16 protein-coding genes are annotated in these 25,025 nt (G+C 70.9%); 10 read left to right on the top strand and 6 right to left on the bottom strand.

Annotation, left to right across the window (positions count from 1 at the left end; genetic code table 11):
- The first annotated feature begins 28 nt into the window (after positions 1 to 28).
- The 5 genes from infB to truB all read left to right on the top strand — a co-directional run bounded on the left by infB (position 29) and on the right by truB (position 6,483).
- Positions 29 to 3,259, top strand: coding sequence for a translation initiation factor IF-2 (gene infB / locus BCD49_RS11750; RefSeq protein WP_035931083.1), 3,231 nt, complete (start codon positions 29 to 31; stop codon positions 3,257 to 3,259).
- Between the two features lie 126 nt (positions 3,260 to 3,385).
- On the top strand, positions 3,386 to 3,715 hold the full coding sequence (locus BCD49_RS11745; RefSeq protein ID WP_007513462.1) for a DUF503 domain-containing protein: 330 nt from the start codon (positions 3,386 to 3,388) through the stop codon (positions 3,713 to 3,715).
- 22 nt (positions 3,716 to 3,737) lie between these two features.
- Entirely contained in the window at positions 3,738 to 4,352 is a 615-nt protein-coding gene (gene rbfA / locus BCD49_RS11740) for a 30S ribosome-binding factor RbfA (RefSeq protein WP_007513460.1), read from the top strand.
- Positions 4,349 to 5,497, top strand: a complete 1,149-nt coding sequence (locus BCD49_RS11735; RefSeq protein WP_007513457.1) for a DHH family phosphoesterase — start codon at positions 4,349 to 4,351, stop codon at positions 5,495 to 5,497. The genes rbfA and BCD49_RS11735 overlap by 4 nt, the downstream gene beginning before the upstream one ends.
- Positions 5,498 to 5,508: 11 nt before the next feature.
- Positions 5,509 to 6,483: a tRNA pseudouridine(55) synthase TruB gene (gene truB, locus BCD49_RS11730; RefSeq protein ID WP_007513456.1), complete on the top strand. Its 975-nt coding sequence runs from the start codon at positions 5,509 to 5,511 to the stop codon at positions 6,481 to 6,483.
- 47 nt (positions 6,484 to 6,530) lie between these two features.
- On the opposite strand, the gene BCD49_RS11725 is transcribed toward truB, so the two are convergent.
- From BCD49_RS11725 to BCD49_RS11710, 4 genes are all read right to left on the bottom strand, one after another.
- The gene (locus tag BCD49_RS11725) at positions 6,531 to 10,013 is read right to left on the bottom strand and encodes a DEAD/DEAH box helicase family protein (protein WP_071041499.1); all 3,483 of its coding nucleotides are present in this window, start codon (positions 10,011 to 10,013) and stop codon (positions 6,531 to 6,533) included.
- Between the two features lie 34 nt (positions 10,014 to 10,047).
- The gene (locus BCD49_RS11720; RefSeq protein WP_083401390.1) at positions 10,048 to 11,163 is read right to left on the bottom strand and encodes a restriction endonuclease subunit S; all 1,116 of its coding nucleotides are present in this window, start codon (positions 11,161 to 11,163) and stop codon (positions 10,048 to 10,050) included.
- Positions 11,160 to 12,695 carry a type I restriction-modification system subunit M gene (locus BCD49_RS11715; RefSeq protein ID WP_071041477.1) on the bottom strand — a complete coding sequence of 512 codons (1,536 nt, stop codon included), beginning with the start codon at positions 12,693 to 12,695 and terminating at the stop codon, positions 11,160 to 11,162. Before BCD49_RS11715 ends, BCD49_RS11720 begins: the two co-directional genes overlap by 4 nt.
- 133 nt (positions 12,696 to 12,828) lie before the next feature.
- A complete protein-coding gene (locus BCD49_RS11710; RefSeq protein WP_007513448.1) occupies positions 12,829 to 13,971 on the bottom strand; it encodes a restriction endonuclease subunit S in 1,143 nt (380 codons plus the stop codon).
- 609 nt (positions 13,972 to 14,580) lie between these two features.
- On the opposite strand from BCD49_RS11710, the gene BCD49_RS11705 reads away from it, so the two are divergent.
- From BCD49_RS11705 to dapB, 5 genes are all read left to right on the top strand, one after another.
- Entirely contained in the window at positions 14,581 to 15,522 is a 942-nt protein-coding gene (locus tag BCD49_RS11705; protein ID WP_007513447.1) for a bifunctional riboflavin kinase/FAD synthetase, read from the top strand.
- A 301-nt stretch (positions 15,523 to 15,823) separates the two neighbouring features.
- Positions 15,824 to 16,093, top strand: a complete 270-nt coding sequence (gene rpsO / locus BCD49_RS11700; RefSeq protein ID WP_071041476.1) for a 30S ribosomal protein S15 — start codon at positions 15,824 to 15,826, stop codon at positions 16,091 to 16,093.
- A gap of 231 nt (positions 16,094 to 16,324) precedes the next feature.
- A complete protein-coding gene (locus tag BCD49_RS11695) occupies positions 16,325 to 18,508 on the top strand; it encodes a polyribonucleotide nucleotidyltransferase (protein WP_007513442.1) in 2,184 nt (727 codons plus the stop codon).
- 199 nt (positions 18,509 to 18,707) lie between these two features.
- Positions 18,708 to 20,060 (top strand): M16 family metallopeptidase, encoded by a 1,353-nt coding sequence (locus BCD49_RS11690; protein ID WP_035931080.1) that lies wholly within the window; start codon positions 18,708 to 18,710, stop codon positions 20,058 to 20,060.
- A gap of 95 nt (positions 20,061 to 20,155) precedes the next feature.
- Positions 20,156 to 20,896 carry a 4-hydroxy-tetrahydrodipicolinate reductase gene (gene dapB / locus BCD49_RS11685; RefSeq protein ID WP_071041475.1) on the top strand — a complete coding sequence of 247 codons (741 nt, stop codon included), beginning with the start codon at positions 20,156 to 20,158 and terminating at the stop codon, positions 20,894 to 20,896.
- 13 nt (positions 20,897 to 20,909) lie between these two features.
- On the opposite strand, the gene BCD49_RS11680 is transcribed toward dapB, so the two are convergent.
- Entirely contained in the window at positions 20,910 to 23,189 is a 2,280-nt protein-coding gene (locus BCD49_RS11680) for a hypothetical protein (protein WP_007513437.1), read from the bottom strand.
- A gap of 2 nt (positions 23,190 to 23,191) precedes the next feature.
- Positions 23,192 to 25,024, bottom strand: a complete 1,833-nt coding sequence (locus BCD49_RS11675) for an Hsp70 family protein (protein WP_007513435.1) — start codon at positions 25,022 to 25,024, stop codon at positions 23,192 to 23,194.
- Position 25,025 lies beyond the last annotated feature (1 nt).

Genomic DNA, 25,025 nt, shown 5'->3' with positions numbered 1-25,025 from the left:
TGAACCGCGGGCCGAACGAAGGAGCACCGTGGTAGGTAAGGCCCGCGTACACGAGCTCGCGAAAGAGCTCGGCGTCGACAGCAAGACCGTGCTCGGCACGTTGAAGGAAATGGGCGAGTTCGTTAAGTCCGCCTCGTCCACCGTCGAAGCGCCCGTGGTGCGCAAGCTCAAGGAGCGGCTCGGCGGTGAGGGTGAGGCTCCGGCCGCCCGACCGGCTGGTCGCCCCGCGCCCGGCCCAACAGGTAACGGCGCCCGTCCAGGCGCCGGCCCCCGTCCATTCCCTGGTCCGACCCCCGGCCGTCCAGGCCCAGGGCCGCGCCCAGGTCCCGGTGGCGCTCGTCCTGGCCCAGCCGCCCGCCCGGTAAGCCCGGGAGCTGGCGCGCCTGGTGCCGGCGCTCCGCTGCCGCCGTCCGCCGGCAGCCCGGCCGCCGTCGGCGGTCCGTCCGCTGGTGGTCCCTCCGTCGGTGGTTCCCCCGCCGGCGGTGCCGAGGCGCCGGTCGCGCCCGCCCGTCCGGACACCGCGCCTCGTCCTGAGGTGGCGCGTCCGGCCGGCGCGGCCGCTTCGGCCGCGCCGCAGTCTCCGTCGCAGGCCGGCCCACGGCCCGGCCCGCGCCCCGCTCCCTCTGGTCCTTCTGGTCCTTCCGGGGGGCGTCCACCGCGTTCCGGTGGCCCCGCGGCGCCCGGCGGCTCTGCCGGCGGTCCCGGGGCTCCCGGCGCCGCGCAGGCGGCGGCCGGCGGTCCCTCCGCCGCGCCCACCCGGCCCGGTGGCGGTCCCCGGCCAGGCCCACGTCCCGGCCCCCGGCCGGCTGGACCCGGCAACAACCCGTACACGACGCCCGGTTCCGCCGCCGGTCCACGCCCCGGGCCGCCGTCGGCGCCCGGTGGCCCGCGCTCCGGCGCTCCCGGTCGTCCCGGCGGTGCTCCCGGCGCCGCGCGCCAGGGCGGCCCTGGTGGCCCGCGGCCGAGTCCCGGCGGCATGCCGCCTCGGCCTGGTGGCTCCGGTGGCCCGCGTCCCGGTCCCGGCGGCGGCATGCCGCCCAGGCCGGGTGGCTCCGGTGGCCCGCGTCCCGGTCCCGGCATGTTCGCCCCGCGCCCGGCCGGCGGCGCTCCTGGTCGCCCCGCCGGTCCGGGCGCGCGTCCCGGCGGCGGTGGCGGTGGTCCGCGTCCCGGTGGCGGCGGCGGTTTCGCCGGTCGCTCCGGTGCTCCCGGTCGTCCCGGTGGCGCTCCCGGTGGCGGTGGCGCAGGTCGTCCCGGCGGTCCCGGTGGTGGTGGTGGCGGCGCCGGTGGCGGCCGTCCCGCGGCCGGTGGTCGCGGTCGCGGCGGCACGACGGCGGGCGCGTTCGGTCCCGGTGGTCGTGGCCGTCCGGGTCGTCAGCGCAAGTCGAAGCGCGCAAAGCGTCAAGAGTGGGAGAGCGGGCTCGAGGCGCCGCGCATGGGGGCGATGGTCCCCCGTGGCAACGGGCAGGCCATCCGGCTCCCGCGTGGCGCGTCGCTCGCCGACTTCGCCGACAAGATCGACGCCAACCCGGGCGCGATGGTCCAGGTGGTGTTCACCCAGCTCGGCGAGATGGTGACCGCGACCCAGTCGTGCACCGACGAGACCCTGCAGCTGCTCGGCGTCCAGCTCGGCTATGACGTGCAGATCGTCAGCCCCGAGGATGAGGACAAGGAGCTGCTGGAGAGCTTCGACCTGGAGTTCGGCGGCGAGTACGGCGACGACGTCGTGCTGACCACCCGGCCGCCGGTGGTGACCGTCATGGGTCACGTCGACCACGGCAAGACGAAGCTGCTCGACGCGATCCGGTCCACCGACGTGGTGGGCGGCGAGGCGGGTGGCATCACCCAGCACATCGGCGCCTACCAGGTCCGGTCGGTCGTCGACGGCGAGGAACGGCCGATCACCTTCATCGACACCCCGGGCCACGAGACGTTCACCGCCATGCGTGCCCGTGGCGCGCAGGTGACCGACATCGTGGTGCTGGTGGTCGCGGCCGACGACGGCGTGAAGCCTCAGACCATCGAGGCGCTCAACCACGCCCAGGCGGCCGGCGTGCCGATCGTGGTCGCGGTCAACAAGATCGACAAGGAAGGCGCCGACCCGGCGAAGGTCCGCGGCCAGCTGACCGAATACGGGCTGGTGGCCGAGGAGTACGGCGGCGACACCATGTTCGTCGACGTGTCGGCCCGCAACCGGACCAACATCGAGGGTGTCCTCGAGGCGATCGTCCTGACCGCCGACGCGTCGCTGGACCTGCAGGCGGCGTTCGACGTCGAGGCCCAGGGTGTCGCGATCGAAGGCCGGCTCGACCGCGGCCGCGGCCCGGTGGCGACCGTGCTGGTACAGCGCGGAACGCTCAAGATCGGCGACTCGATCGTCGCTGGCGAGGCCTTCGGCCGCGTCCGGGCGATGCTCGACGAGAACGGCGCGAACGTGTCCGAGGCGGGCCCGGCCCGTCCCGTGCAGGTGCTCGGCTTCACCAGCGTCCCGGACGCGGGCGACAACTTCCTGGTTGTCCCCGAGGACCGGGTCGCCCGGCAGATCGCCGAGCGGCGCCAGGCCCGCGAGCGCAACGCCGAGCTGGCGATGAGCCGTGGCCGCCCGACGCTGGAGACGATCCTCGAGCGGATGAAGGAGGGCGAGAAGACCCAGCTCAACCTCATCCTCAAGGGCGATGTGTCCGGTTCGGTCGAAGCCCTCGAGGACGCGCTGCTCAAGATCGACCTCGGCGACGAGGTCGGGCTGCGCATCATCGACCGGGGCGTCGGCGCGATCACCGAGACCAACGTCATGCTGGCCTCGGCGTCGGACGCGCTGATCATCGGCTTCAACGTCCGCCCGCAGGGCAAGGCGACGGAGCTGGCCGACCGCGAGGGTGTCGAGGTCAGGTACTACTCGGTCATCTACCAGGCGATCGAGGACATCGAGAACGCCCTCAAGGGCATGCTCAAGCCGGTGTACGAGGAGGCCCAGCTCGGCACCGCGGAGGTCCGCGAGGTCTTCCGGGTGCCGCGGATCGGCAACGTGGCCGGCTGCATCGTCCGGAGCGGTCTCATCCGGCGCAACAGCAAGGCGCGCCTGATCCGGGACGGTGTCGTGGTCGCCGACAACCTCACCGTCGAGTCGCTCAAGCGGTTCAAGGACGACGTCACCGAGGTTCGTGACGGGTACGAGTGCGGTATCGGGCTCGGCTCGTTCAACGACATCAAGATCGAAGACGTCATCGAAACCTTCGAGCAGCGCGAGATCCCGCGCGCGTGACCGGTTCTGACCGGTGCCCCCAGCGAAGCTGCCGCAAGGCAGCGAGCAGGGGGCACCGGTCAGATGTTGCTCCGGGGGCGTCGTCTCGGATGAGATCGTTGACTAGTTAGCAGGACAAAGACATACATGTGGATAGGTCTGCTCAGCGTGGACGGGGTGTTTGGTGACGTCCACTCGCTGAAGGAGAAACGGTCGCTCGTGCGGCCGGTCGTGGCCGAGTTGCGCAAGCGGTTCCCGGTGAGCGTGGCCGAGGTGGACCACCACGACCTGCACCGGCGGGTGAAGATCGGCATCGCGGTCGTGGCCGCGGACAGGGGCTTCTGCGTCGACGTGCTCGACGGCTGTGAGCGTCTGGTCGCCGAACACCCGGAGCTGGAGATTCTGGAGTCGCGCCGTCGTCTTCTCGCCGAGGACGACGTCGACGAGGCGCCCCGGGAGGCCCCGTACCGGGCCTGAAGGGGCATGGAGGTGTTGAACGATGGCTGACCCCGCCCGCGCGCGTCGGCTGGCGGTGCGAGTCCGGGAGGTCGTCGCTGCCGCGCTGGAGCGTGGCGTCAAGGATCCCCGGCTGGGGATGGTGACCATCACGGACGCCCGGGTGACCCCGGACCTGATGGAGGCGACCGTCTTCTACACGGTCTACGGCGACGACGAGGCCCGCGCCTCGTCGGCGCGCGCACTGGAGTCGGCGAAGGGCCTGCTGCGCTCCCAGGTGGGCAAGGCGACCGGCGTGAAGTCGACGCCGACGCTGACCTTCGTGCACGACCGGCTGCCCGACGACGCCCAGCACCTCAACGCTCTGCTCGAGGTCGCCAAGGCCAGGGACGCCCAGGTCGCCTCCGTCCGCGAGGGCGCGAGCCCGGCGGGCGACCCTGACCCGTACCGGCACCCACGCGTGATCGAGGACGACGACGATCTCGAGGACTTCGAGGACGTCGACGACTTTGACGACATCGACGACCGTGGCGTCGTCAAGGGCCTGGACGACGCCGGCGCCGGGGACCTCGCCGACGCCGACGACCTCGCGGACGATGACAACGGTCTCGGAGGCGAGGCGGGCCAGGAACGACCCGTGGGAGGCGTCGGGCGATGAGCCCCGACGCGGCTGGCCTGCTGCGGCAGGCCGTCGCCGACGGCTGGGCCGTCGGGCTGTTCGCTCACGCCAACCCGGACTCCGACACCCTCGGCTCGGCACTCGCGCTGGGGCTCGCGCTGCGGGAGGCCGGAGCGGACGTCGTCGTCTCGTTCGACGCCGACCCGTTCCGAGTGCCCGACGGCCTGGCCTTCCTGCCGGGGCGGGAGCTGCTGGCGGCGCCCGCGGATCTCCCGGGCGACCTCGATCTGGTCGTCACCCTCGACGCCGCGGCGCCGCACATGCTGGGCGTGCTCGCGGCCCGGATGACGGCCGCCCCGCGCTCCCTCGTCGTCGATCACCATCGCTCCAGCGCCGAGTTCGGGCAGGTCAGGCTCGTCGACCCGGATGCGCCGTCGACGTCGACGGTCGTGCTGGAGCTGCTCGACCGGCTCGGGCTGCCGCTGGACGCACTCGTCGCGACCGCGCTCTACGCCGGGCTCGCGACCGACACCGGCTCGTTCCGGCAGGCGACGGCAAGCCCCGCCGCGCACCGGGCCGCCGCCCGGCTGGTGGAGGCCGGTGCCGACCCGACCGTGATCGGCTGGTCGGTGTGGGGCATCCACCGGTTCGGCTACCTGGGCCTGCTCGCCGAGGTGCTCGGCCGCGCCGGCCTCTCGGAGTCCTCCGACGCCCCGGGGCACCGGCTGGCGTGGACCTACATCACCGCCGCGGACCTCACCCAGCGCGGGCTGCGGCTGGAGCACGTCGAGGGCGTCGTCGACGTGCTGTGGGGTGTGCTGGAAGCGGATCTCGCCGCGGTGGCCAAGGAGCTTCCCGGCGGCGGCTGGACCGTCTCGCTGCGCTCGCGCGGGCTGATCGACGTCGGTGCCCTCGCCGCGGAGCTCGGCGGCGGCGGACACCGCGAGAAGGCCGGATTCCTCGTCGGCGGGCCCGAGGAGGGCGACGCGGCCCATGGCCGGCCGAGCGACGGCCGGCCGGGCGCGGAGCCCGATGAGCGGTCCGATGAGGAGCGGCGCGTCGGCGAGATCGTCGGAGGGATCCTGAACCAGGTGCGCCGGGTGGCCTCGGGCCACAGTGGCGTGGGCCCACTGGGCTGGAGCACCACCCGCGTCACGCGGCTGTCCGACCTGCCGCCGGTGTGAACGGAGCCCAGATGACCCTGCCGACGACGCCCACCGCCGCCTCCACCGCGGCCGAGGCCTCCCACTCCGCGTCGCCCGGGACCAGCCGGGCCGTGCTCGATGGGCTGGTCGTCCTCGACAAGCCCCAGGGCTGGACCTCGCACGACGTCGTCGCCAGGGCACGGCGGATCCTGCGCACCCGCAAGATCGGCCACGCCGGCACCCTGGACCCGATGGCGACCGGGGTCCTGCTGCTCGGCGTCGGGCGCGCGACGAAGCTGCTCGGGCACCTCGCGCTCACCAGCAAGGAGTACGAGGCGGTCATCCGTCTCGGCGCCACCACGGTCACCGACGACGCCGAGGGCGAGGTGCTCGACGAGCGCCCGGTGGATGCCGCGCCCGAGAGGCTCGCCGCCGCCATGGCGGCGCTGACCGGTGCCATCGACCAGGTCCCGTCCAGTGTCAGCGCCGTGAAGGTCGACGGGAAACGGGCCTATGCCCGCGTCCGCTCCGGCGAGGACGTCGTGCTCGCCGCCCGCCGGGTCACGATCAGCGCCTTCGAGCTGCGCGAGCGCCTCGACCGTGCCACCGGCGCGCCCGACCCGGCCGGCACCGACCTCGCCGTCCGGGTCGCCTGCTCCAGCGGCACCTACATTCGGGCGATCGCGCGTGACCTGGGAGCGGCGCTCGGCTGCGGCGGCCACCTGACCGCGCTGCGGCGTACCTCGGTCGGTCCGTTCGCGGTCACGGAGGCGCTCGGCATGGACGCCTTCGCCGAGCGTGCCGCCGCGGCCGTGACGCCGCTCGCCGACGCCGTGGCCACCGCCTTCCCCGTCCGGCGGGTGGATGCCTCCCAGGCGGCCGCGGTGGCCCACGGCCGCCGCCTGCCCGCCGCCGGCCTCGTCGGCCCCTACGGCGTCCTCGCCGCCGATGGCACCGCTCTCGCTCTCGCCGAGGACCACGCCGGCGAGTGCCGCTACCTGGTCGTCTTCGCCCCGGCCGGCTGACCGACGCCGACGCCTGAAGCGACGCGCGTCGCCGCCGGCGGCTTCCGCTAGGCCGCCTCCGACCGCGGAGTAGCGGTGCCCCGGATCTCCTCGAAGATCGTGTCGAGCGTGTCGATGTCCGATTCCGTGAAGAACCTTTCCGGCCCGCTCGGCGAGAGCTGCCGGAACGGGGGTTCGTAGAGGTCGCCGACCTCAAGCAGACCACGAGCCGTGAGAACTTCGACGATCTTGCCGAGGAAGTGAAGCTGGTTGGCGGTCAGGGCGCGGCCTGCCTGGAAGCGGTCGAACGCCCGGGTGGCGACTTCACGGTCGAGGCCGGTGAGCGAACGCAGGAACAGGCCGAGGCCGTGATGCCTGGTCTTCGCCTGTTCGATGTCCTCATCGTTGCCGAGGCCAGTCTCCAGGAACACTTTTTCCAGCTCGCCGAGGTCGACCGTCGTGATCTGGAGGTTGCGGCGCAGCTTCTGGATGGCGAGCTGGTCCTCGTGGCTGCGCAGGTAGGTGCGGATCTTCTTCTCGAAGTCGTCCCCGCGCGGCTGCCAGGTGAGGGCAAGCTCGCCGATCTCCCCAAGCTCGTCCTCGAAGTCGGTGTAGACGATGTTGCGCTTGGATTTCTCGATCAGCCGGACGAGGGTACGCACGCGATGGCGGACGTTCTCCAGCATCGGCAGGGTGACGTTCTGCCACCAGGTGCCCGTGGTCAGCTCGTCGAGGAACTCGGCCTGGTCGCGGACCGCGGGGATGGTGGTCTGGGTGAGCAGCGCGGCGGCGATCTCCTGGACCCGCGCGCGCATCGTGGCGAACCCGGCCTCCGCGCCGAGGCAGGCCAGCTGGAGGCGCAGGATCAGCAGGTCGAAGCGCTTGGCCTCCTCGCCGGCCGGGTCGTCCTGGTAGGCGCTCGGCAGTCCGGCCAGCTTCTCCAGGTCGCCGTGCTCCGCCGATGTGATCTTCTTCCAGCTGTTGGCGGCGGAGTAGGTGTCGACCTGCTCGCGGTGCGGGCGGACCAGGAAGTTCTCCGGGTTCATCCCGGTCACCTGGTCGCGCAGCCGGCGGGCGAGATCTGCCCGCAGCTCGGCCTCGCCGCTGACCACGTCATCGGGGTTACTGGCGCTGGGGTCTGCCGAGGCTGGCCCGGTGCCGTCGGGAGTTGTGCCGGCGTGGGCGAGCCGGTCGTCCAGGTGCAGCAACACGTCTGCGCGGCGCTGGAAGATGCGCTGGCCGAGCGAGGGCGCCGGCGTGCGCTCCTCGATGGCCATGTTCTGGTTGAAGTACTCGACGTTCTGGCAGAGGTCGAAGACGAGGAACTCGTTCTTGTCTCGGCCCGGGCCGAACAGGTCGGCGCACAGCCGGGTGCCCCGGCCGATCATCTGTGCGAACTTGATCTTCGAGCGGATCAGCTTGAAGAACACCAGGTTGACGACCTCGGGCACGTCGATGCCGGTGTCGAGCATGTCGACCGAGATCGCGATGTGCGGCGCCTTCTCCGGGTCGGAGAACTTGTCGATCAGGTCCTGGGCGTAGGACGTCTGGTAGGTGATCACCCGGGCGAGCTCGCCCTGGTGTTCGGGATAGTTCTTGTCGAACCGCTCGGCGATGAAGTTCGCGTGGGCCTGGTTCTTCGCGAAGATGATCGTCTTTCCCGGGCGGTCGCCGGCCGCGACCCGCAGGCCTCGCGTCATCAGGACCTCAATGGCCTTGTCGACGGTGTCCGCGTTGAACAGGAACGTGTTGAGCTCGTCGGAGCGCACCTCGTACGGGACGGAGCCGTCCTCGCTCCACTCGGCGGCGTCCCACTTCTCCTTGTCGTCCTCGGACAGCTCGTCGTAGCGGATGCCGTGCCGCTGGAACTTCAACGGCACATCGACGGCCCGCGGCGGCGCGAGGTAACCGTCCTGGACGGCCTCCGTAAGGTCGTAGACATCCGTGGGCACCCGGTCCTCCAGGCCGAACAGCTCGTAGGTGTTGCGGTGGATCTCGCCGCGCGGGGTGGCGGTCAGGCCGACGATCAGGGAGTCGAAGTAGTCGAAGATCGACCGGTACTTCTGGAAGATCGACCGGTGCGCCTCGTCGACGACCACCAGGTCGAAGTAGCCGGGTCCGAACCGGCGCCGCCCGCCGGCATCCACCTCGTCGATCAGGTTCATCATCGTCGGGTAGGTGCTGACGTAGACCTGGGCGGTCTCGTTCTTCTCCTCCAGCAGGTTGACGACCGGCATGCCCGGCAGGTGCGCCTTGAAGGCGTTCGTGGCCTGCCTGACGAGCGCCTGCCGGTCGGCGAGGAAGAGCACCCGCTTCACCCAGTTGGCCCGGGCGAGCTGGTCCACCAGGGCGACCACCGTGCGGGTCTTGCCGGCGCCGGTCGCCATGACCAGCAACGCGCCGCGCTGCTTCTCCTCGAACGCCTCGCCGATCCGGCGGATCGCCCGTGACTGGTACGCCCGGTTCACGATGTCGTCGTTGATCGACTCGGCGGCKAGCGGCCTGCGCATCGCCCGCCGCAGGACGAGTAAGCGCAGCTCATCCTTGGTGTAGAAGCCCTGGACCTCGCGCGGTGCGTAGCCGGCGACGGGATAGTCGTCCCACAGCCAGGTCGTATAGCCGTTCGTGTAGAAGATGACCGGGCGTTGGCCGTGACTCTTCTCCAGACAGTCGGCGTACAGCTTCGCCTGGTGCTGGCCGGTGATCGCGTCCTTGGTGGTCCGCTTGGCCTCGATGAGCGCGAGGGGCTTGCCGTCGTCGTCCCACAGCACGTAGTCGACCTTGCCGTTGCCGCTCTTGTTGCTGGCGGTGATGGGCATCCCGGTGACGGGGAACTCGCGGTCCTGCGCCTTGTCGAGTGGCCAGCCGGCCTCCTTGAGCAGCAGGTCGACGATGTACGCCCGGGTATCGGCCTCGTTGTAGTCGTGGGTGTCCGGCCGGGCCGTGTTCGCCGCCTTGGCCACGGCGAGCTCGGCACGCAGCTGCTCGATCCTGGCGGCGAGCTGCRCATTGCRCTCCCGCTCCTCGGCCAGCTTCTCCGCCTGCGCGGCCTGYTGGGCGAGGAACTGCGCCTCCTGCTTCTTCAGCGCGGCCATCGTCTGCTGGCGGACGTCGACCGGGCGGGGAAGCAGGTTCCGTTCGAAGCCCAGCCTGTCGGCCGGTAGATTCGCCGGGTCGCGGGTGTAGGTGCGGGCGATCCAGTACAGGATGTGGAACAGCTCGGTCAGCGACCGGAGGGCATCGTTCTCGGCGACCGGCGTCTTGTGGTGGACGGCCACGTTGCCCTGCTTGCGGATCGCGTCCATCTTGATCCGGCGTGTCTGCCCGACCAGCGTCACCATCGTCGGCTCGGCGATCAGCGCGGCCAGCTGGTCCTTGTACGGCGGCTTCAGCGAAGTGTCCACGTCGTACAGCCAGTGAATCGCCAGCTCCAGCGTTCGCCGCGCATAGAAGCACGCCGCCCGTGGGTCCACCAGCGCGTTCCGCTCGGCCTGCCCCGCCTCCTTGCACAGGTCCGGCCACTCTGCCTGCAGAAAGCCGAAGTTGCCCACGCCCACCCCCGGATAGCGCTAAACGAGCGTTATCCTACAGCTCACCCCGGAAGGCTCGGTGCTGGAGGGACGCGAAAAGTTTGTCGAGTTCGGCGAGATGTCCGCGCTGCGTTGCCCTCAGCTTGACGATCTCCTGAATGGTGCGCGCGAACCTGCGTTGTCGATCAAGTGGGGGGACTGGTATGTTGATCGACTGAAGCTGCTTGGCGTTGATGTTCGCCATGCCGATTATGGTCTTGCACATTCCGCGAAGAACGCGCTTCGCGTACGGGGTGTTCAGGAAAGCGGCGACATACTCGGCGTCGGCTAGGCCGTTGGTACGGACCCGTATTAGATAGCCGGCGTAGGCGAGTGGCTCGTCACCTCGGTAGAGTGCGGTCTTGCCGACCAGATCGGGGCTGTTCGTACGATTGAAAAGGATGTCCCCGCGGCGGACGATGTGCTTGTCGGGGGTAGCGGCGCGCGGGAGGAACTTCAGGTCGCCGAGATCAACCTCGCCGGTCGTGGTCAGGTTTCCCATGCGTAGGACGGGAAGTTCGCCAACAATGTCCGCGCGCTCACTGGTCCCGTACGTGACGGAATCCGTGAGATCGCTGATCTGTTGGACGGGCCACCCGCCAGGATTTGATGCCGGGTCACCGAAGATCTMGATGAAGATCGACTGGGCAAGCTCGTTGAGCCACCCGATCGCCTCCCGTCGCCGGGCACGAAGCGAGTCCGCTCGGTCCAGGACGTCCGCGATGTGGTGTTGGACCTCCGTCGGCGGTCGAACTATGCCGAACTCGCGAAGGACCTTGAAGTGCCGCGAGTACCCCGAAGCGGGAATCTTGAGCTGCCGCAGATAATGAAAGAGAAATCGAGGCTCGAAACCGTCCGCGGGCTGGAGGACCTTCACGCCCTGGGCGCCCACGCAGAACGGGAAGTCCACATACTTGAAAATCCTGGTGTGATCACCGAATATGATCGCTGGAGATTTGGCACCGTGTAGCAGTGCGGGATTGTCGGTGAACCCCGCCACGGGCTTCTTTCCTTGATCGACGATTGGGAAGGTGCCGGACCGCAAATATTCCGACTGCGCGACGGTCGGACCCTTCGACGAGATGTCCGTGACTGCCGACTCGAATGGCACCAGGTCCCACGCGGCGGTCATCCCAGCAGGCCCTTCAACTCTGACATGCCCTGCTGGATCTCGGCCTCGAGGCGTTCCAAGTCCTCGAGAATCGCCAGCGGTGGGCGGYGCTCGACCTCGGCGTGGATGATTTCCTTGTAGCGGCTGAGGCTTAGGTCGTAGGCATTGGCGGCGATGTCGGCTTTGGGGACGCAGAAGCTCTGGTCGGTGCGGGCGCGCTTGCGTTCGCTGCCCATCCGCTTGCCCCAGCGCTGGAGAACGTCGGGCAGGTTGTTCTTCGCGTGCTCGGCCTCGTCCAGCGGGACGGCGGGGAGCGCGCCGAGCTTCTCGTCCGGCAACAGCGGGGCGCGCTTGTCGTCGAGGCTCCAGCCGTCGGCGGTCACCTCGTAGAACCAGACGTCGTCGGTGCCACCGCTGTCCGTCCGAGTGAAGAACAGGATCGCGGTCGAGACTCCGGCGTACGGCTTGAAGACGCCGCCAGGTAGCTTGACCACCGCGTCGAGCTTGTGTTCCTCGATGAGGATCTTCCGCAGGTCTTTGTGCGCCTTCGTCGAGCCGAAGAGCACGCCGTCCGGCACGATGACCGCTGCCCGGCCGCCCGGCCTGAGCAGCCGCAGGAACAGCGCGATGAACAGCAGCTCGGTCTTCCTGGTCCTGACGACGGCGAGCAGGTCCTTGGCGGTCGTCTCATTGTCGAGGCTGCCGGCGAACGGCGGGTTGGCGAGGATCAGCGAGTACTTGCCGGCCTCCCCGGCGGCGCTCTGGGCGAGCGAGTCGCGGTAGCGGATGTCGGGCTGCTCGACCTCGTGTAGCAGCATGTTCATGCTGCCTATCCGGAGCATCGTGCCGTCGAAGTCGAAGCCGTGGAACATCTCGTGGTCGTAGTGCCGACGGGTGGCCGGGTCGAGCAGCGAGTCGCCGTGGGTCCGCTGCAGGTAGGCCGCGCTTGCGACGAGGAAGCCCGCGGTGCCGCAGGCCGGGTCGCAGATCGTGTCGCCGGGTCCAGGAGCGGTCATCGCCACCATCAGTTCGATGATGTGTCGCGGCGTGCGGAACTGGCCGTTCTGTCCAGCGGTGGCGATTTTGCTGAGCATGTACTCGTAGAGGTCGCCCTTGGTGTCACGCTCGTCGAACAGTTGCTGGTCGCCGAGGACCTCGTCGAGCATGTCGATGACCTTGCTCAGCAGGTTCGCTGTCGGGATCGTGAACCGGGCGTCGCGCATGTGCAGCGCGTAGGTCGACCCCTCGCCGCCGAGCTGGCGCAGCCAGGGGAAGATCTTGTCCCGTACCAGCGCGAACGTCGCCTCGGGGCTGCCCTGCGCCTTGAGGTTCTTCCAGCGCAGCTCCTGCGCCTCCGCGGCGTACAGCAGGTTCTCCGCGGGCCGCTTGGTGCGCTTCGCCCGGTTCTCCTTGCCAGTCTCAAGGTCGTCGAGCCGGCGGATGAACATCAGGTAGGTGATCTGTTCGATGACCTCCAGCGGGTTGGAGATCCCACCCGACCAGAACGCGTCCCAGACCCGATCGATCTTGCTTCGTAGATCACCTGTAAGCACGAAGGGAGCCTACCGGCACACAGACGCGCCAACCTCAGTCCGTCAGGTCATGGCGTAGATGATCACGATCCGTCCGCTCCGCGTTGTCGATGTCGGCCTGTGATCGACTGCTGGAGTCTACCCTACTGCCCTTCTACAGCTTTCCCTCGAACGCGCGGTACCTGAGAGCGGAAAAGAGATCCTCGAGTTTGGCGAGATGGGCGGTGTGGGCGCCCCGCAGACGTGCGATGCTTCGAATCCTCAGCCCGAACTCGACCTGTAGCCCGATGGGTGGGCAAAGAACGGGAAGATTTCTCAGCGGACCCTGAAAGAGATTCGCATGACTCGACGACCGTGCCGCCCGCAACATGCGAGCCCTGAGTGCCGGAGTCCGGAGATAGCCGGCTAGGTAGTCCGTCGTGACGAGAGACATTCTCGGTCTCACCAGTGCGGCGCTACGAACTAGGGAGAAGGGCTCGTCTGTCTCCACCGGAGCCACTCGGCCGATGGTTCCCGAGCAGGATATCAAGACATCCCCTCGGCGGGGATCGCAGCGCCGCCTGATTCGCGCGTGCTCCTCGGGCCCGATGTGGTCGACGTTCGAGAAGTCGATGTACCCGTCTCGGACGTTGCGGGCGGACAGCAGCTTGATTCCTTCCGCTTCTCTCCGCGGAGTGAGATGCTCCCCGTCGGTCACCTGCTCCGCGACGTGCCCGATGGTCGACGAGTTCCAATCATGCGGGTTTGACGCCGGGTCACCGAACATGTCGATGAAGGTTGCCGCCGCGAGGTCGTCGAAGAGAGTGATCGCCTCCTGCCGCCGTGCCAGCAGTATTTCCGCCTGATCGAGGATCTTCGCGCGCCGGTCCTGTTCCTCGACCGAGGGCAGGGAAATCTCCAGCTCGCCTATGTCTTCCCGGCTGAGCTGCTTGAACGTGGCCCCTCTTCCCTTGCTGGCCAGCATCGCCGCGCTATGGCCCAGCCAGTGCCAGAGAAACTGGGAGTGGAGGCCGGGGAGCGGTCGCAGGGCGGCTACACCCCGTCCAAGGCAGTACTCGCCGTCGGCCAGAACCCTGGACCCGATCGATGCTCGAATCCCGACGATCACATCGCCGGGCCGTGAGATCTTCGACGCCTTCCTGGTGAACTTCTTCGGCGAGGGGCGGACGAGCCCGAAATCGCCGGGGCCGGCGATCAGCGGCCAGCCCTCGAGTTCCGTATTGTAGGCCTCTCCCCGAGGGGCTTGGCCCATGATTATTTCGCAGACATCGTCGAGCCTGTATGTCGAGTAGGCCATCTCGCCATTCGCATCAGGCCGGACATGCCGCCCTGTGTCTGGGAGATCACCTGTAGGCACGCAGGGAGCGTACTGGCACGTAGACAGGCACGCCGCACGCCTCGTCCCGACTTCGACTGTGTTGCCTTGGTGACCCAGGCTCGGTCGCCAGATGGCCCTGTCGGGTCGATGCCTGTTCAGGCCCGAGTCTCCGACTGGATCCAAGCGATCCTTGAGGTCGCGGCCGTGCCGCTCCGCGACGGGCAGCCGGGCCGGCAGGACTGCTCGACACCCTCGCGCTCGCCCGCGCCGCAAGCATCGACGGTGGCAGATCGCTCACCGCACTGAATCCACCGAGCGCGGTTCCCGGCCGCATCCGCCCGGTCTCTTCCGTTGGAGATCGCCAGGACTGTGCTCAAATCCGAACTTGCGAGGGCCCGGAGTTCGGATTTCGGGTCAGTCCTGGCGATCTTCCTTGTGGCGCTGTGGGGCTACGCGTCGACCTTGACCGAGGCGATGTTGAGTGGGGGTCTGACCAGCGTGGTGAACCACGCCGGTGGCGACAGAAAGTGATCATGGCGTTCGTCCCACCCGCGAAGGCTTGGGGCGGGCATGCCCTAGGCTTCGGACGTGCGGTGGTGGCGAGGGCTGGACAACACACCCGTCGATTGGCGTGGTGGCGTCGTCACGATCGGCTTCTTCGACGGCGTGCACCTGGGGCACCGTAAGATCATCGGGCTCGCCGTCGAGCGGGCCAGGGCGCTGGGAGTGCCGTCGCTGGTGCTCACCTTCGACCCGCATCCCGCCGAGGTCGTGCGCCCCGGCAGCCATCCCGCGCTGCTGACCACGCTGGAGTTCAAGGCCGAGCTGCTCGCCGCCATCGGCATCGACGCGCTGTGCGTCCAGCCGTTCACGCTGGAGTTCAGTGAGGTGACCGCGGACGAGTTCGCCGCGAAGATCCTCGCCGAGACGCTGCGCGCCAGGGCGGTCGTCGTCGGCCAGAACTTCACCTACGGCCACCGGGCCGCCGGCAAGATGGACACGCTCGTCCGCTCCGGCGCCGAGCTCGGCTTCGAGGTCGAAAGTGTGTCGTTGCTGAGCGAGGACGAGCCCGAGGGTGCGGTGGTGGTGTCCTCGACCCACATCCGCACGCAGGTCGCCGAGGGTGACGTCGCCGGCGCGGCCCACGGCCTCGGCCGGCTGCACCGCGTCGAAGGCGTCGTCGTGCACGGTGACGCGCGCGGGCGCACGATCGGCTACCCGACGGCGAACCTGCAGGTGACACCGTGGGCCGCCATCCCGGCCGACGGCGTGTACGCGGGGTTCGCCTGCTGGCGGGGCCGGCGCCAGCCGGCGGCCATCTCGATCGGGACGAACCCGACCTTCGCCGGCCGCGACCGGCGGGTGGAGGCCTTCCTGCTGGACTTCGACGAAGACCTGTATGGCGAGTACATGGCCTTCGAGTTCGTCACGCTGCTGCGCCCGACGCTCCAGTTCGACTCGGTCGCGGAGCTCGTCGACCAGATAGCCCTGGACGTCGAGGCCACCCGCACCGCGACCACCTCCACCTGACCCGGCCGGGGACGCTGAGCCCGGTCGGGGCTCGGCGAGGACTCGGGCCAGGGCACGGCCAGGGCTCGGTGGGGATGCTGGGTAGCAGGTCGGTTCCCCGGAGTTGATAGGCTGCGTAGTCAAGACGGGAGTGGTGTGTTCTCAGCGCTGGGGACTCCTCGCGGGGGTCTCGCACTGGGATCTCACACTGGGATCTTCGGTACGAGGGATCCACGAGGGACCCACAGCACTTGGAACTCCGCTCTGCTCGGGTGACCAAGACCCCGAGCGCGCCACCCCGCACGAAAGATGAAGGTGGATCGTGCCGCTTTCCAGCGACGTGAAGCAAAAGWTCATGACCGAGTACGCGACGGTGGAGCACGACACGGGCTCACCCGAGGTGCAGGTCGCGATGCTGACCCGACGGATCAGTGACCTGACCGAGCACCTGAAGATGCACAAGCACGATCACCACAGCCGCCGTGGCCTGCTCCTGTTGGTCGGGCGGCGCCGTCGACTGCTGAACTACCTGCAGAAGACGGACATCGGCCGGTACCGAGCGCTGATCGAAAGACTGGGTCTGCGCCGATAGCAGGGCAGAGGGAGTGGTCCATCGGGCCGCTCCCTCTGGCGTCGAGGGAGGGTCTCTCGACGTGGCGGAGGACCTGACCGGGTTCGAGGCGGCGCGAGTCGCCGGTCCTCGGTCGTGACTCCCGGGCCCCGCATGGCCACCAGGCCGAAGCGGGTATCCCGAGGGCGACGACTGAGCACCGGCATCCCCACGCCTCGTACCGGGCAGGCGAAGAGGATGGAGGACAAACGAGTGGATGACTCGACAACGGCGACCGAGGCGGTCGTCAACACCCCGCTGGGCGCCCGGACGATCCGGTTCGAGACCGGCCGGCTGGCCAAGCAGGCCGCGGGCTCCGTGGTCGCCTACCTGGGCGACACGATGGTGCTGTCCGCAACGACGGTCAGCAAGCAGCCCAAGGAGAACCTGGACTTCTTCCCGCTGACGGTCGACGTCGAGGAGCGGATGTACGCGGCCGGGCGCATTCCCGGCTCGTTCTTCCGCCGCGAGGGCCGGCCCAGCGAGGACGCGATCCTGACCTGCCGGCTGATCGACCGGCCGCTGCGCCCGTCGTTCGCCAAGGGCCTGCGCAACGAGATCCAGGTCGTCGAGACCGTGCTCGCGCTCGACCCGGACACGCTCTACGACGTGGTCGCGATCAACGCGGCCAGCGCGTCGACGCTGCTCGCCGGCCTGCCGTTCACCGGCCCGGTCGGCGCGACCCGGGTCGGCTACGTCGACGGCCAGTGGGTGGCGTTCCCGACGCACACCGAGCTCGCCCGCGCGACCTTCGACATGGTCGTCGCCGGGCGCGTCCTGGAGGACGACTCCGACGTCGCGATCATGATGGTCGAGGCGGAGGCGACGCCGGGCACGGTGGCGCTGGTCGAGGGCGGCGCCCCGGCGCCGACCGAGGAGATCGTCGCGGCGGGCCTCGAGGCCGCCAAGCCCGCGATCCGCGAGCTGTGCCGCGCCCAGCGCGAGCTGGCCGCCTCCGCGGCCAAGCCGGTCCGCGAGTACCCGGTGTTCCTGGACTACGGCGACGACGTGCTCGAGGTGCTCACCGCGGCCGTCGGCGACGAGCTCGCCGCGGCGCTGCGGATCGCCGGCAAGCAAGAGCGCGAGAACGAGCTCGACCGGGTCAAGGCGCTCGCGGTCGAGAAGGTCGGCTCGCAGTTCGACGGCAGGGACAAGGAGATCGGCGCGGCGTACCGCGCGCTGACCAAGAAGCTGGTCCGCAGGCGGGTCGTCGAGGACGGCCTGCGCATCGACGGCCGCAGCACCACCGAGATCCGCGCGCTGTCGGCCGAGGTCGACTACGTGCCGCGGGTGCACGGCTCGGCGCTGTTCGAGCGGGGCGAGACCCAGATCCTGGGCGTCACCACGCTGGCGATGCTCCGGATGGAGCAGACCGTCGACACGCTCAACCCGGATCGCACCAAGCGCTACATGCACAACTACAACTTCCCGCCGTACTCGACCGGCGAGACCGGTCGGGTCGGCTCGCCGAAGCGCCGCGAGATCGGCCATGGCGCGCTCGCCGAGCGGGCGCTGCTGCCGGTGCTGCCGAGTCGCGAGGAGTTCCCCTACGCGATCCGCCAGGTCTCCGAGGCGCTCAGCTCCAACGGCTCGACGTCGATGGGCTCGGTGTGCGCGAGCACGCTGTCGCTGCTCAACGCCGGTGTGCCGCTGCGGGCGCCGGTCGCGGGCATCGCGATGGGCCTCATCCGCGAGGGTGACAGCTACGTCACGCTGACCGACATCCTCGGGGCCGAGGACGCCTACGGCGACATGGACTTCAAGGTCGCCGGCACCCGGGACTTCGTCACCGCGCTGCAGCTGGACACCAAGCTGGACGGCATCCCGGCGAACGTGCTGGCGGGGGCGCTGCAGCAGGCCCGGGCCGCTCGGTTCGCGATCCTGGACGTCATGGCCGAGGCCATCGAGGGGCCGGACGAGATGTCCGAGCACGCCCCGCGGGTCATCTCGGTGAAGATCCCGGTGGACAAGATCGGCGAGGTCATCGGCCCGAAGGGCAAGATGATCAACCAGATCCAGGCCGACAGCGGCGCCGAGATCACCGTCGAGGACGACGGCACGATCTACATCGGCGCGGCCGACGGTACGTCGGCGGAGACGGCGCGCAGTGCCATCAACGCGATCGCCAACCCGCAGATGCCCGAGATCGGCGAGCGCTACCTCGGCACGATCGTGAAGATCACGAACTTCGGCGCCTTCGTGTCGCTCACCCCGGGCAAGGACGGGCTGCTGCACGTCAGCAAGCTCAAGCAGCTCTCCGGCGGCAAGCGGGTCGAGAAGGTCGAGGACGTGCTCAACGTCGGCCAGAAGCTGCAGGTCGAGATCACCGAGATCGACAGCCGAGGCAAGATCAGCCTGTCGCCCGCGGCCGAGGAGAACGCCACGGCCAGCGCGTGACAGATTGACGCGCCGTGCGCCTGCCCGTCGCCGGTCCGCAGCCGCGGACCGGCCACGGGTGGCCATGTCGCCTCTCCTTCCGGAATGTCCCCCGGAATGAGGAGCTTTGCTTTCGTGTCGGGCTCGCTCGATGGATGATCCTCATGCCGGCAGGGGCGGACGGCCCGCCGGACCCAGCGGAGTGACCAAGGTAGAGGCTGTGACGCAGACCGACACGACCCAGGTCCCGCCCACGCGGGCCGCGGCGCTGCTCTCCGGGCAGCCGACCGAACAGCTGCTGGCCGGGGCCGTGCGGCGCACGGTCCTGCCCGGCGGTCTGCGGGTGCTTACCGAGCACATCCCCGGCGTTCGGTCCGCGGCGGTGGGCATCTGGGTGGGCGTCGGCTCGCGAGACGAGGACCCGGCGACGGCCGGCTGCTCGCACTTCCTGGAGCATCTGCTGTTCAAGGGCACGCCGAGCCGGGACGCGCTCGCCATCAGCGCCTCGGTCGAGGCGGTCGGCGGCGACCTCAACGCCTTCACCGCCAAGGAGTACACCTGCTACTACGCGCGGGTCCTCGACGAGGACCTGCCGATGGCGATCGACGTCGTGTGCGACATGGTCGCGAACTCGCTGATCACCGCGGATGACGTCGAGGCCGAGCGTGGCGTGATCCTCGAGGAGATCGCCATGCACGAGGACGACCCCGGCGACGTCGTCCACGACGTCTTCGCCGAGGCCGTGCTCGGCTCGTCGTCGCTCGGCCGGCCGGTGCTCGGCACGATCGCCTCGATCGAGTCGCTCGGCCGGGACACGATCGCCGACTACTACCGCGCCCGTTACGCCCCRCCGGCCCTCGTGGTCGCGATCGCGGGCAACATCGACCACGACCGGACGCTCGCGCTGGTCGCCGAGGCGTTCGCCGAGAAGCTCTCCGGCCCCGCGGACGCCGCCGGGCCGCGCGGCGGCGCCTACGGCTACCCGGGCAAGCCCGGTCTGCTGGTCTCGCGCCGGCCGACCGAGCAGGCCAACGTCGTGCTCGGCACCGCGGGGATGTCCCGGCGGGACCCGCGCCGGTTCGCCCTCGGCCTGCTCTCGACGGCGCTCGGCGGCGGCATGAGCTCGCGGCTGTTCCAGGAGGTGCGCGAGAAGCGGGGCCTCGCCTACTCCGTCTACTCGTTCGCCTCGCACTTCGCCGACGCCGGCCTGTTCGGCCTTTACGCCGGCTGCACGCCCAAGCGGGCCCGCGAGGTGCTGGAGATCTGCCGCGACGAGGTCCGCCGGATCGCGGAGCACGGCATCACCCCGGCCGAGCTCGACCGGGCCCGTGGCCAGACCCGCGGCTCGCTCGTCCTCGGGCTGGAGGACACCGGCTCGCGGATGAGCCGGCTTGGGAAGGGCGAGCTCGTCCACGGCGAGCTGCTCTCCGTCGACCAGGTGCTCGAGCGGGTGGACGCGGTGACCCTCCAGGAGGTCCAGGCGATCGCCGGCGAGCTCGTCGCGCAGCCATGGGGCCTGGGCGTCATCGGCCCCTTCAAGAACGACAACGACTTCACCGCGCTGGTCTCCTAGCGCGCAAGATCGGATGCTCCCCCGCCAGGTCGCTACGCTGACGGGGTGAGGCGGGCCCGTGGATGCGCCCGCGCTGGGCGACAGGTGGTCCGGTAATGATCAATGTGGGTGTGCTCGGGGCTCGCGGGCGGATGGGCGCGACCGTATGCGCGGCGGTCGAGGCCGCCGACGACCTGGCGCTCGTCGCCGCCGTCGACGCCGCCGAGGACCGCTCGCCACTGACCAAGGCGGAGGTGGTCGTCGACTTCACCCACCCGGGCGCGGTGATGGACAACCTGCGCTGGTGCGTGGAGAACGGCCTGCACGCGGTGGTCGGCACCACCGGGTTCGACGATGATCGCCTCGCGACCGTGCGGGGCTGGCTCGCGGCGAACCCGGGGATCGGCGTGCTGGTGGCGCCGAACTTCGGCATCGCGGCGGTCCTCATGATGCGTTTCGCCGCTCAGGCCGCCCGGTTCTTCGAGTCCGTCGAGATCATCGAGCTGCACCATCCGAACAAGGTCGACGCGCCGAGCGGCACCGCCCGGCGCACCGCCGAGCTGGTCGCCGCCGCCCGCCGCGAGGCGGGTCTGCACCCGGGTGGGCCGGACGCGACCACCACCGCGCTGGACGGCGCCCGCGGCGCCACCGTCGACGGCGTCCCGGTACACGCGGTCCGGCTCAGCGGCCTGGTGGCCCATCAGGAGGTTCTCCTCGGCGGCTCGGGCGAGACCCTGACCATCCGCCACGACTCCCTCGACCGGACGTCCTTCATGCCAGGCGTCCTGCTGGCCRTCCGCCAGATCCCGACCCGCCCCGGCCTCACCGTCGGCCTGGACCCCCTGCTCGATCTCTAGCCCTACCGACGGGTCAGAGGCGGTCGCGGGCCGGGAGGTGGCGGCGCGCGTCGGGGGAGGCGGTCGAGGCGACGACGAGGCGGCCGGCGGGGTCGCGCAGGCAGCCGAAGACGGCGACGTGCAGGGGGCGCGTGGCGGGCAGGGTGAAGCCGCCGTCGAGCTCGTAGCGGGTGTTGGTGACCTTGCGGGACTGGGCCACCGGGTCGTTCGCGGCGATGGGCGGGGCGTCCTGGCGCCAGGTCACGATGACCTCGGTGCAGCCGTCCGGCCAGGTCCACCGCAGCCTGCCCGCGACGATGGCGAGGTCACGCGCCGGCTCCAGGGCGTCGGCGGGCGTGCGCGCGATCAGCTGGGTCCGGTCGTCGTCCGCGGCCTCAGGCGGCGCGCCGGCGGCGGCGCCGGACGTGCCAGCCGTGCCGGACGTACTCCCGGTCTGTTCGGTCAGCGCGCCCGGCGACCGGTCGTCGGCCGCGCCGGTGGGGGTCGGCCAGACGGCGGGTCGCGACCAGGCACCGCCGACGCCGGCGCGGACCTCGTAGCCCGGTAGCTCGGCGCCGGCCGGGACCCCGCCGTCCTCGATGAAGGTCGCCTCGGTCATGCCGACGGTGCGGGTCGCGCCGTCGGCGCCGACGCGGGTGACCCGGTAGCGCGCCGCGGGCGTTGCGGACGGCGCCCACCGGATCTCGACGGCGCCCGAGCCGCGGATGACGACCAGCGCCGTCGGCGGGGCGAGGTTCTCGGCGAGCAGGTCACGCGCCTCGGCGGAGTCCGCGACGAGGTCGAGCGCCGCGAGCGCCAGGGCGGCGCGTTCGGCCGGCGCGGTCGTGGCCGCGGACGCGAGCAGCTCGTCGGCGCGGCGGTGGCCGGCTTCGATGGCCTCGGTCACGGTGGTGAGCTCCGCCCCGTCGGGACCGGGTACGTCCCGCCCGGTCCTGGCGAGGTCGGCGGCCAGCCGCCTGGCCTGCGCCAGGCGTCGGTCCGCGACGGCCCGGGCCAGCTCCGCCCATCGCTCGCCGGCACGCCGGATGGCCGTCTCGATCTCGTCGCCGAGCGAGCGGATCGGCGGCAGCGCGCTGCCGGCGATCTCCAGGGCGCGCGCGAGCTGGTCGCTGGCCGCGATCGGCGTACCGGCCGCCAGCGCCGTCCGGGCCAGGGTGAGCGCGTCGCGCCAGTCGGGTGGCGGGTCGGCGCCCGTCCAGTCGTCCGACCCGCCTCGCGCCGGGGGCACGGAGGGCGTCGTGAGCACGGGCGGCGTCGTTCGCGCGCCGGCGCGGGGTCCCGCGCGGGAATCGGCCCGCCGGGTGTCCCGGCTGTCGGCCGGAGTGGCGACGCCCGCGTCGTCGACGCCGGCCTCGCGGGCAAGCGCCCGCACGACCGCGGCCGCCCGGGCTGGGTCGAGCCCCTCAGCCTGCGCGGCTGTGACCAGCGCGGCGGCGTCGGCCGGCAGCAGCCGGTCCTCGACCAGCACCGCGGCCGCCAGCCGCGGCCGCAGCAGGTCGGCCGCCGCCGCGGCGAGCCCGTCGAGGTACGCCTCGGGGTCGCCGTCGACGAGCAGGTTGGTCACGGCGGCGAGCAGGTCGTCCAGCAGGGCGCGGCGCCGGTCGGGCCGGCGGGCGCGGTTGCGGGCGAGGGCCTCGTCGCGCATCGCGCGGATCGCGTCCCGGTCGGTGCCCGGGGGCACGCCGAGCAGCTCGAACAGGCTGCGCGGCGGGTCCTCGCCGACGATCCGGCCCAGCTCGTCGAGGTCCGAGCGGACCTGGCGGAGCACCTCCGGCGGCACCGGCCGCCGGGTGGTGCGCTCGGCCGCGCCGGCCCCGACCCGGCGGTGGCGCGCGATGCGCCGCTCGAACTCGTCGTCGCCGAGGCCGGCGTCCCTGGCGATCTTCCGCAGGCCCGGGATCTTGTCCTCGGGCAGCCCGCCGAACCGCTCGACGAGCCGCGCCACGGCCGCGTCCACGGCGGCGAACCGACCGTCCTCGCGTTCCGCCCTGGCCTGGGCCACCCGCGCGGCGAGCTCCGTGCGGGCCGCGCGGGTCCTCAGCGCCTCCGTGAGCTCGCTGTGCCGGGCCAGCAGGGCGAGCACGACGCCCCGGTAGCGGGGATGGTCGCGGCTGCGCTGCCAGAACGCCCAGACCTCGTCGATCCGGGCGGTGACGGCCGCGTCGTCGAGGGCGGCGACGTCTTCCAGCGGTATGTCGTAGATCTCGAACGGGTCACTGTGCTCCGCGCCGCCCCGGGCGTGGATGGGCGCGAGCACCCGGCTGCGGTAGTCGTTGGCGTCGAACGGCCGCATGGTCAGGTCCATCCGGTCGGCGGACCGCCGAGTCCGCCGCGCCCGAAGCCCGGCCCCGGGCCGCCGGGGTCGGGGCTGCCGCCGGGCTTCTCGCCGGGCTTGGCGGCCCGGCCGGCATCCCTGGAGCGCCGTGCCCGCGCGACCTGTTCGCGTTCCCTGGCGACGTCGGCCTGGCTCAGCGCCGCGGACGTCTCCACCCGCACGGTCAGCGGCTGGTCGGCCAGCCCCTCGTGCCGGGCGGTGACCTCCAGCATCCCGTCGAAGCCCATCCGGAAAGTGATCTCGATCTCGGTGCCGGCGGGGTAGCCCGGCGGGATGCCGATGATCTCGGCCGCGGCAATGATCTTGTTGTCCTCGATCCGGCGGGACTCGGTGCCGCCCGCCTGCTCGACGACGTAGACGGTGACGGCGTCCTGGTCGTCGCGCACCGTGCCGAACGGCCGGCGCACGATCACCGGCAGCCGGTCGTTGCGGTGCACCAGGAAGACCGCGCCGTGGTCGCCGAACCGGTCGAGCGCGAGCACCCCGAAGCCGCGCGAGATGACGTTGACGACCTGCACCTCGACGGTGCGGCGAACCCGCGCTGCGGGCAGGCCCAGCGCCTCGGCCAGCCGGCCGCAGGCGGCCTCCAGGTCGGCCTGGTCGGCGGCGTCGACGCCGGCGCCGTCGGGCAGCTGGCCACGGGTCACCAGGTCGTTGATGACGAGGCGTTCGAGCGCCTTCTTCTCGCCGTACAGGGCGGCACCCCGCGCGACCGCCAGGTCGGGGTCGGAGAGCTCGACCGGGACGCCGAACTCCTCCGACAGCCGCCGGCCCACCGCCGGCATCCGCGAGGCGCCACCGACGAGCAGCACCCGGTCGACGCCACGCACCCCGCGGGCCCGCGCGGCCTCGACCGCGGCCTTCGTGAGGGTGATCGTGCGGTCGAGCAGGCCCCCGGTCAGCCGCTCGAGCTCGGCGCGGGTCAGCTCGACGTCGAGCTTCGCGCCGGCGTGCTCGATCCGCGCGGTCGTGGCCGTGCTGTCGGTGAGCTCGCGGCGGGCGCGTTCGGCGGCGAGCGTCAGCGTCTGCGTGGCCTCGCCGTCGTCGAGCAGGTCGGGCAGTGACGGGTGCGCGGCGGCGAACGCGTCCGCCAGGTGCAGCACCAGCTTCTCGTCCCAGTCGGCGCCGCCGAGCTGGTGGTCGCCGTCGATCGCGACGACGGAGACCCGGCGGTCGGCGAGCTCGACGATCGTCACGTCGAACGTGCCACCGCCCAGGTCGTAGACGAGCGCGACCTCCTCGTCGGCGGCGCCGGGACCCGCGAGGGTGCGCCGGTTGCCGACCTCGAAACGGGCGAAACCATAGGAGAGCGCGGCGGCGGTCGGCTCGTTGATGACGTCGATGACGTTCAGCCCGGCGTACTCGCCGGCGAGCACCGTGGCCCGCCGTTCCTCGTCGCCGAAGTAGGCCGGGACGGTGATGACGACGTCGCGGACCGGCTCGCCGCCGGTGAGCTCCGCGTCCGAGATCAGCGCCGCCAGGATGAGGCCGCTGATCGCCGGGGCGGACCAGGCCGTTCCCGGCGGCGCTGTGGCCGGCACGAACCGCCAGTCGCCCTCGCCCATCTTCCGCTTGACCAGCGAGCACACGTCGTCCGGCCGCGCGCGGGAGAGCTGGCGGGCGGTCTCGCCGGTGATGTAGTCGTCGGGGCCGACGAACAGCACGACGCTGGGCAGGGTCATCGAGCCGTCGAGCAGCGGCACGATCTCTGCCTCGCCGGCGGGGGAGACCCGGGCCAGGCAGCTGAACGTGGTGCCGAGGTCGATGCCGAACACCGTGCCGTCGCCGGACATA

This window comes from Pseudofrankia sp. EUN1h (genome assembly GCF_001854645.1).
GTDB classification, from domain to species: Bacteria; Actinomycetota; Actinomycetes; order Frankiales; family Frankiaceae; genus Pseudofrankia; species Pseudofrankia saprophytica.
Note: the sequence above shows the minus strand (reverse complement) of the source record. Positions and strands in the feature narration are given on the sequence as shown.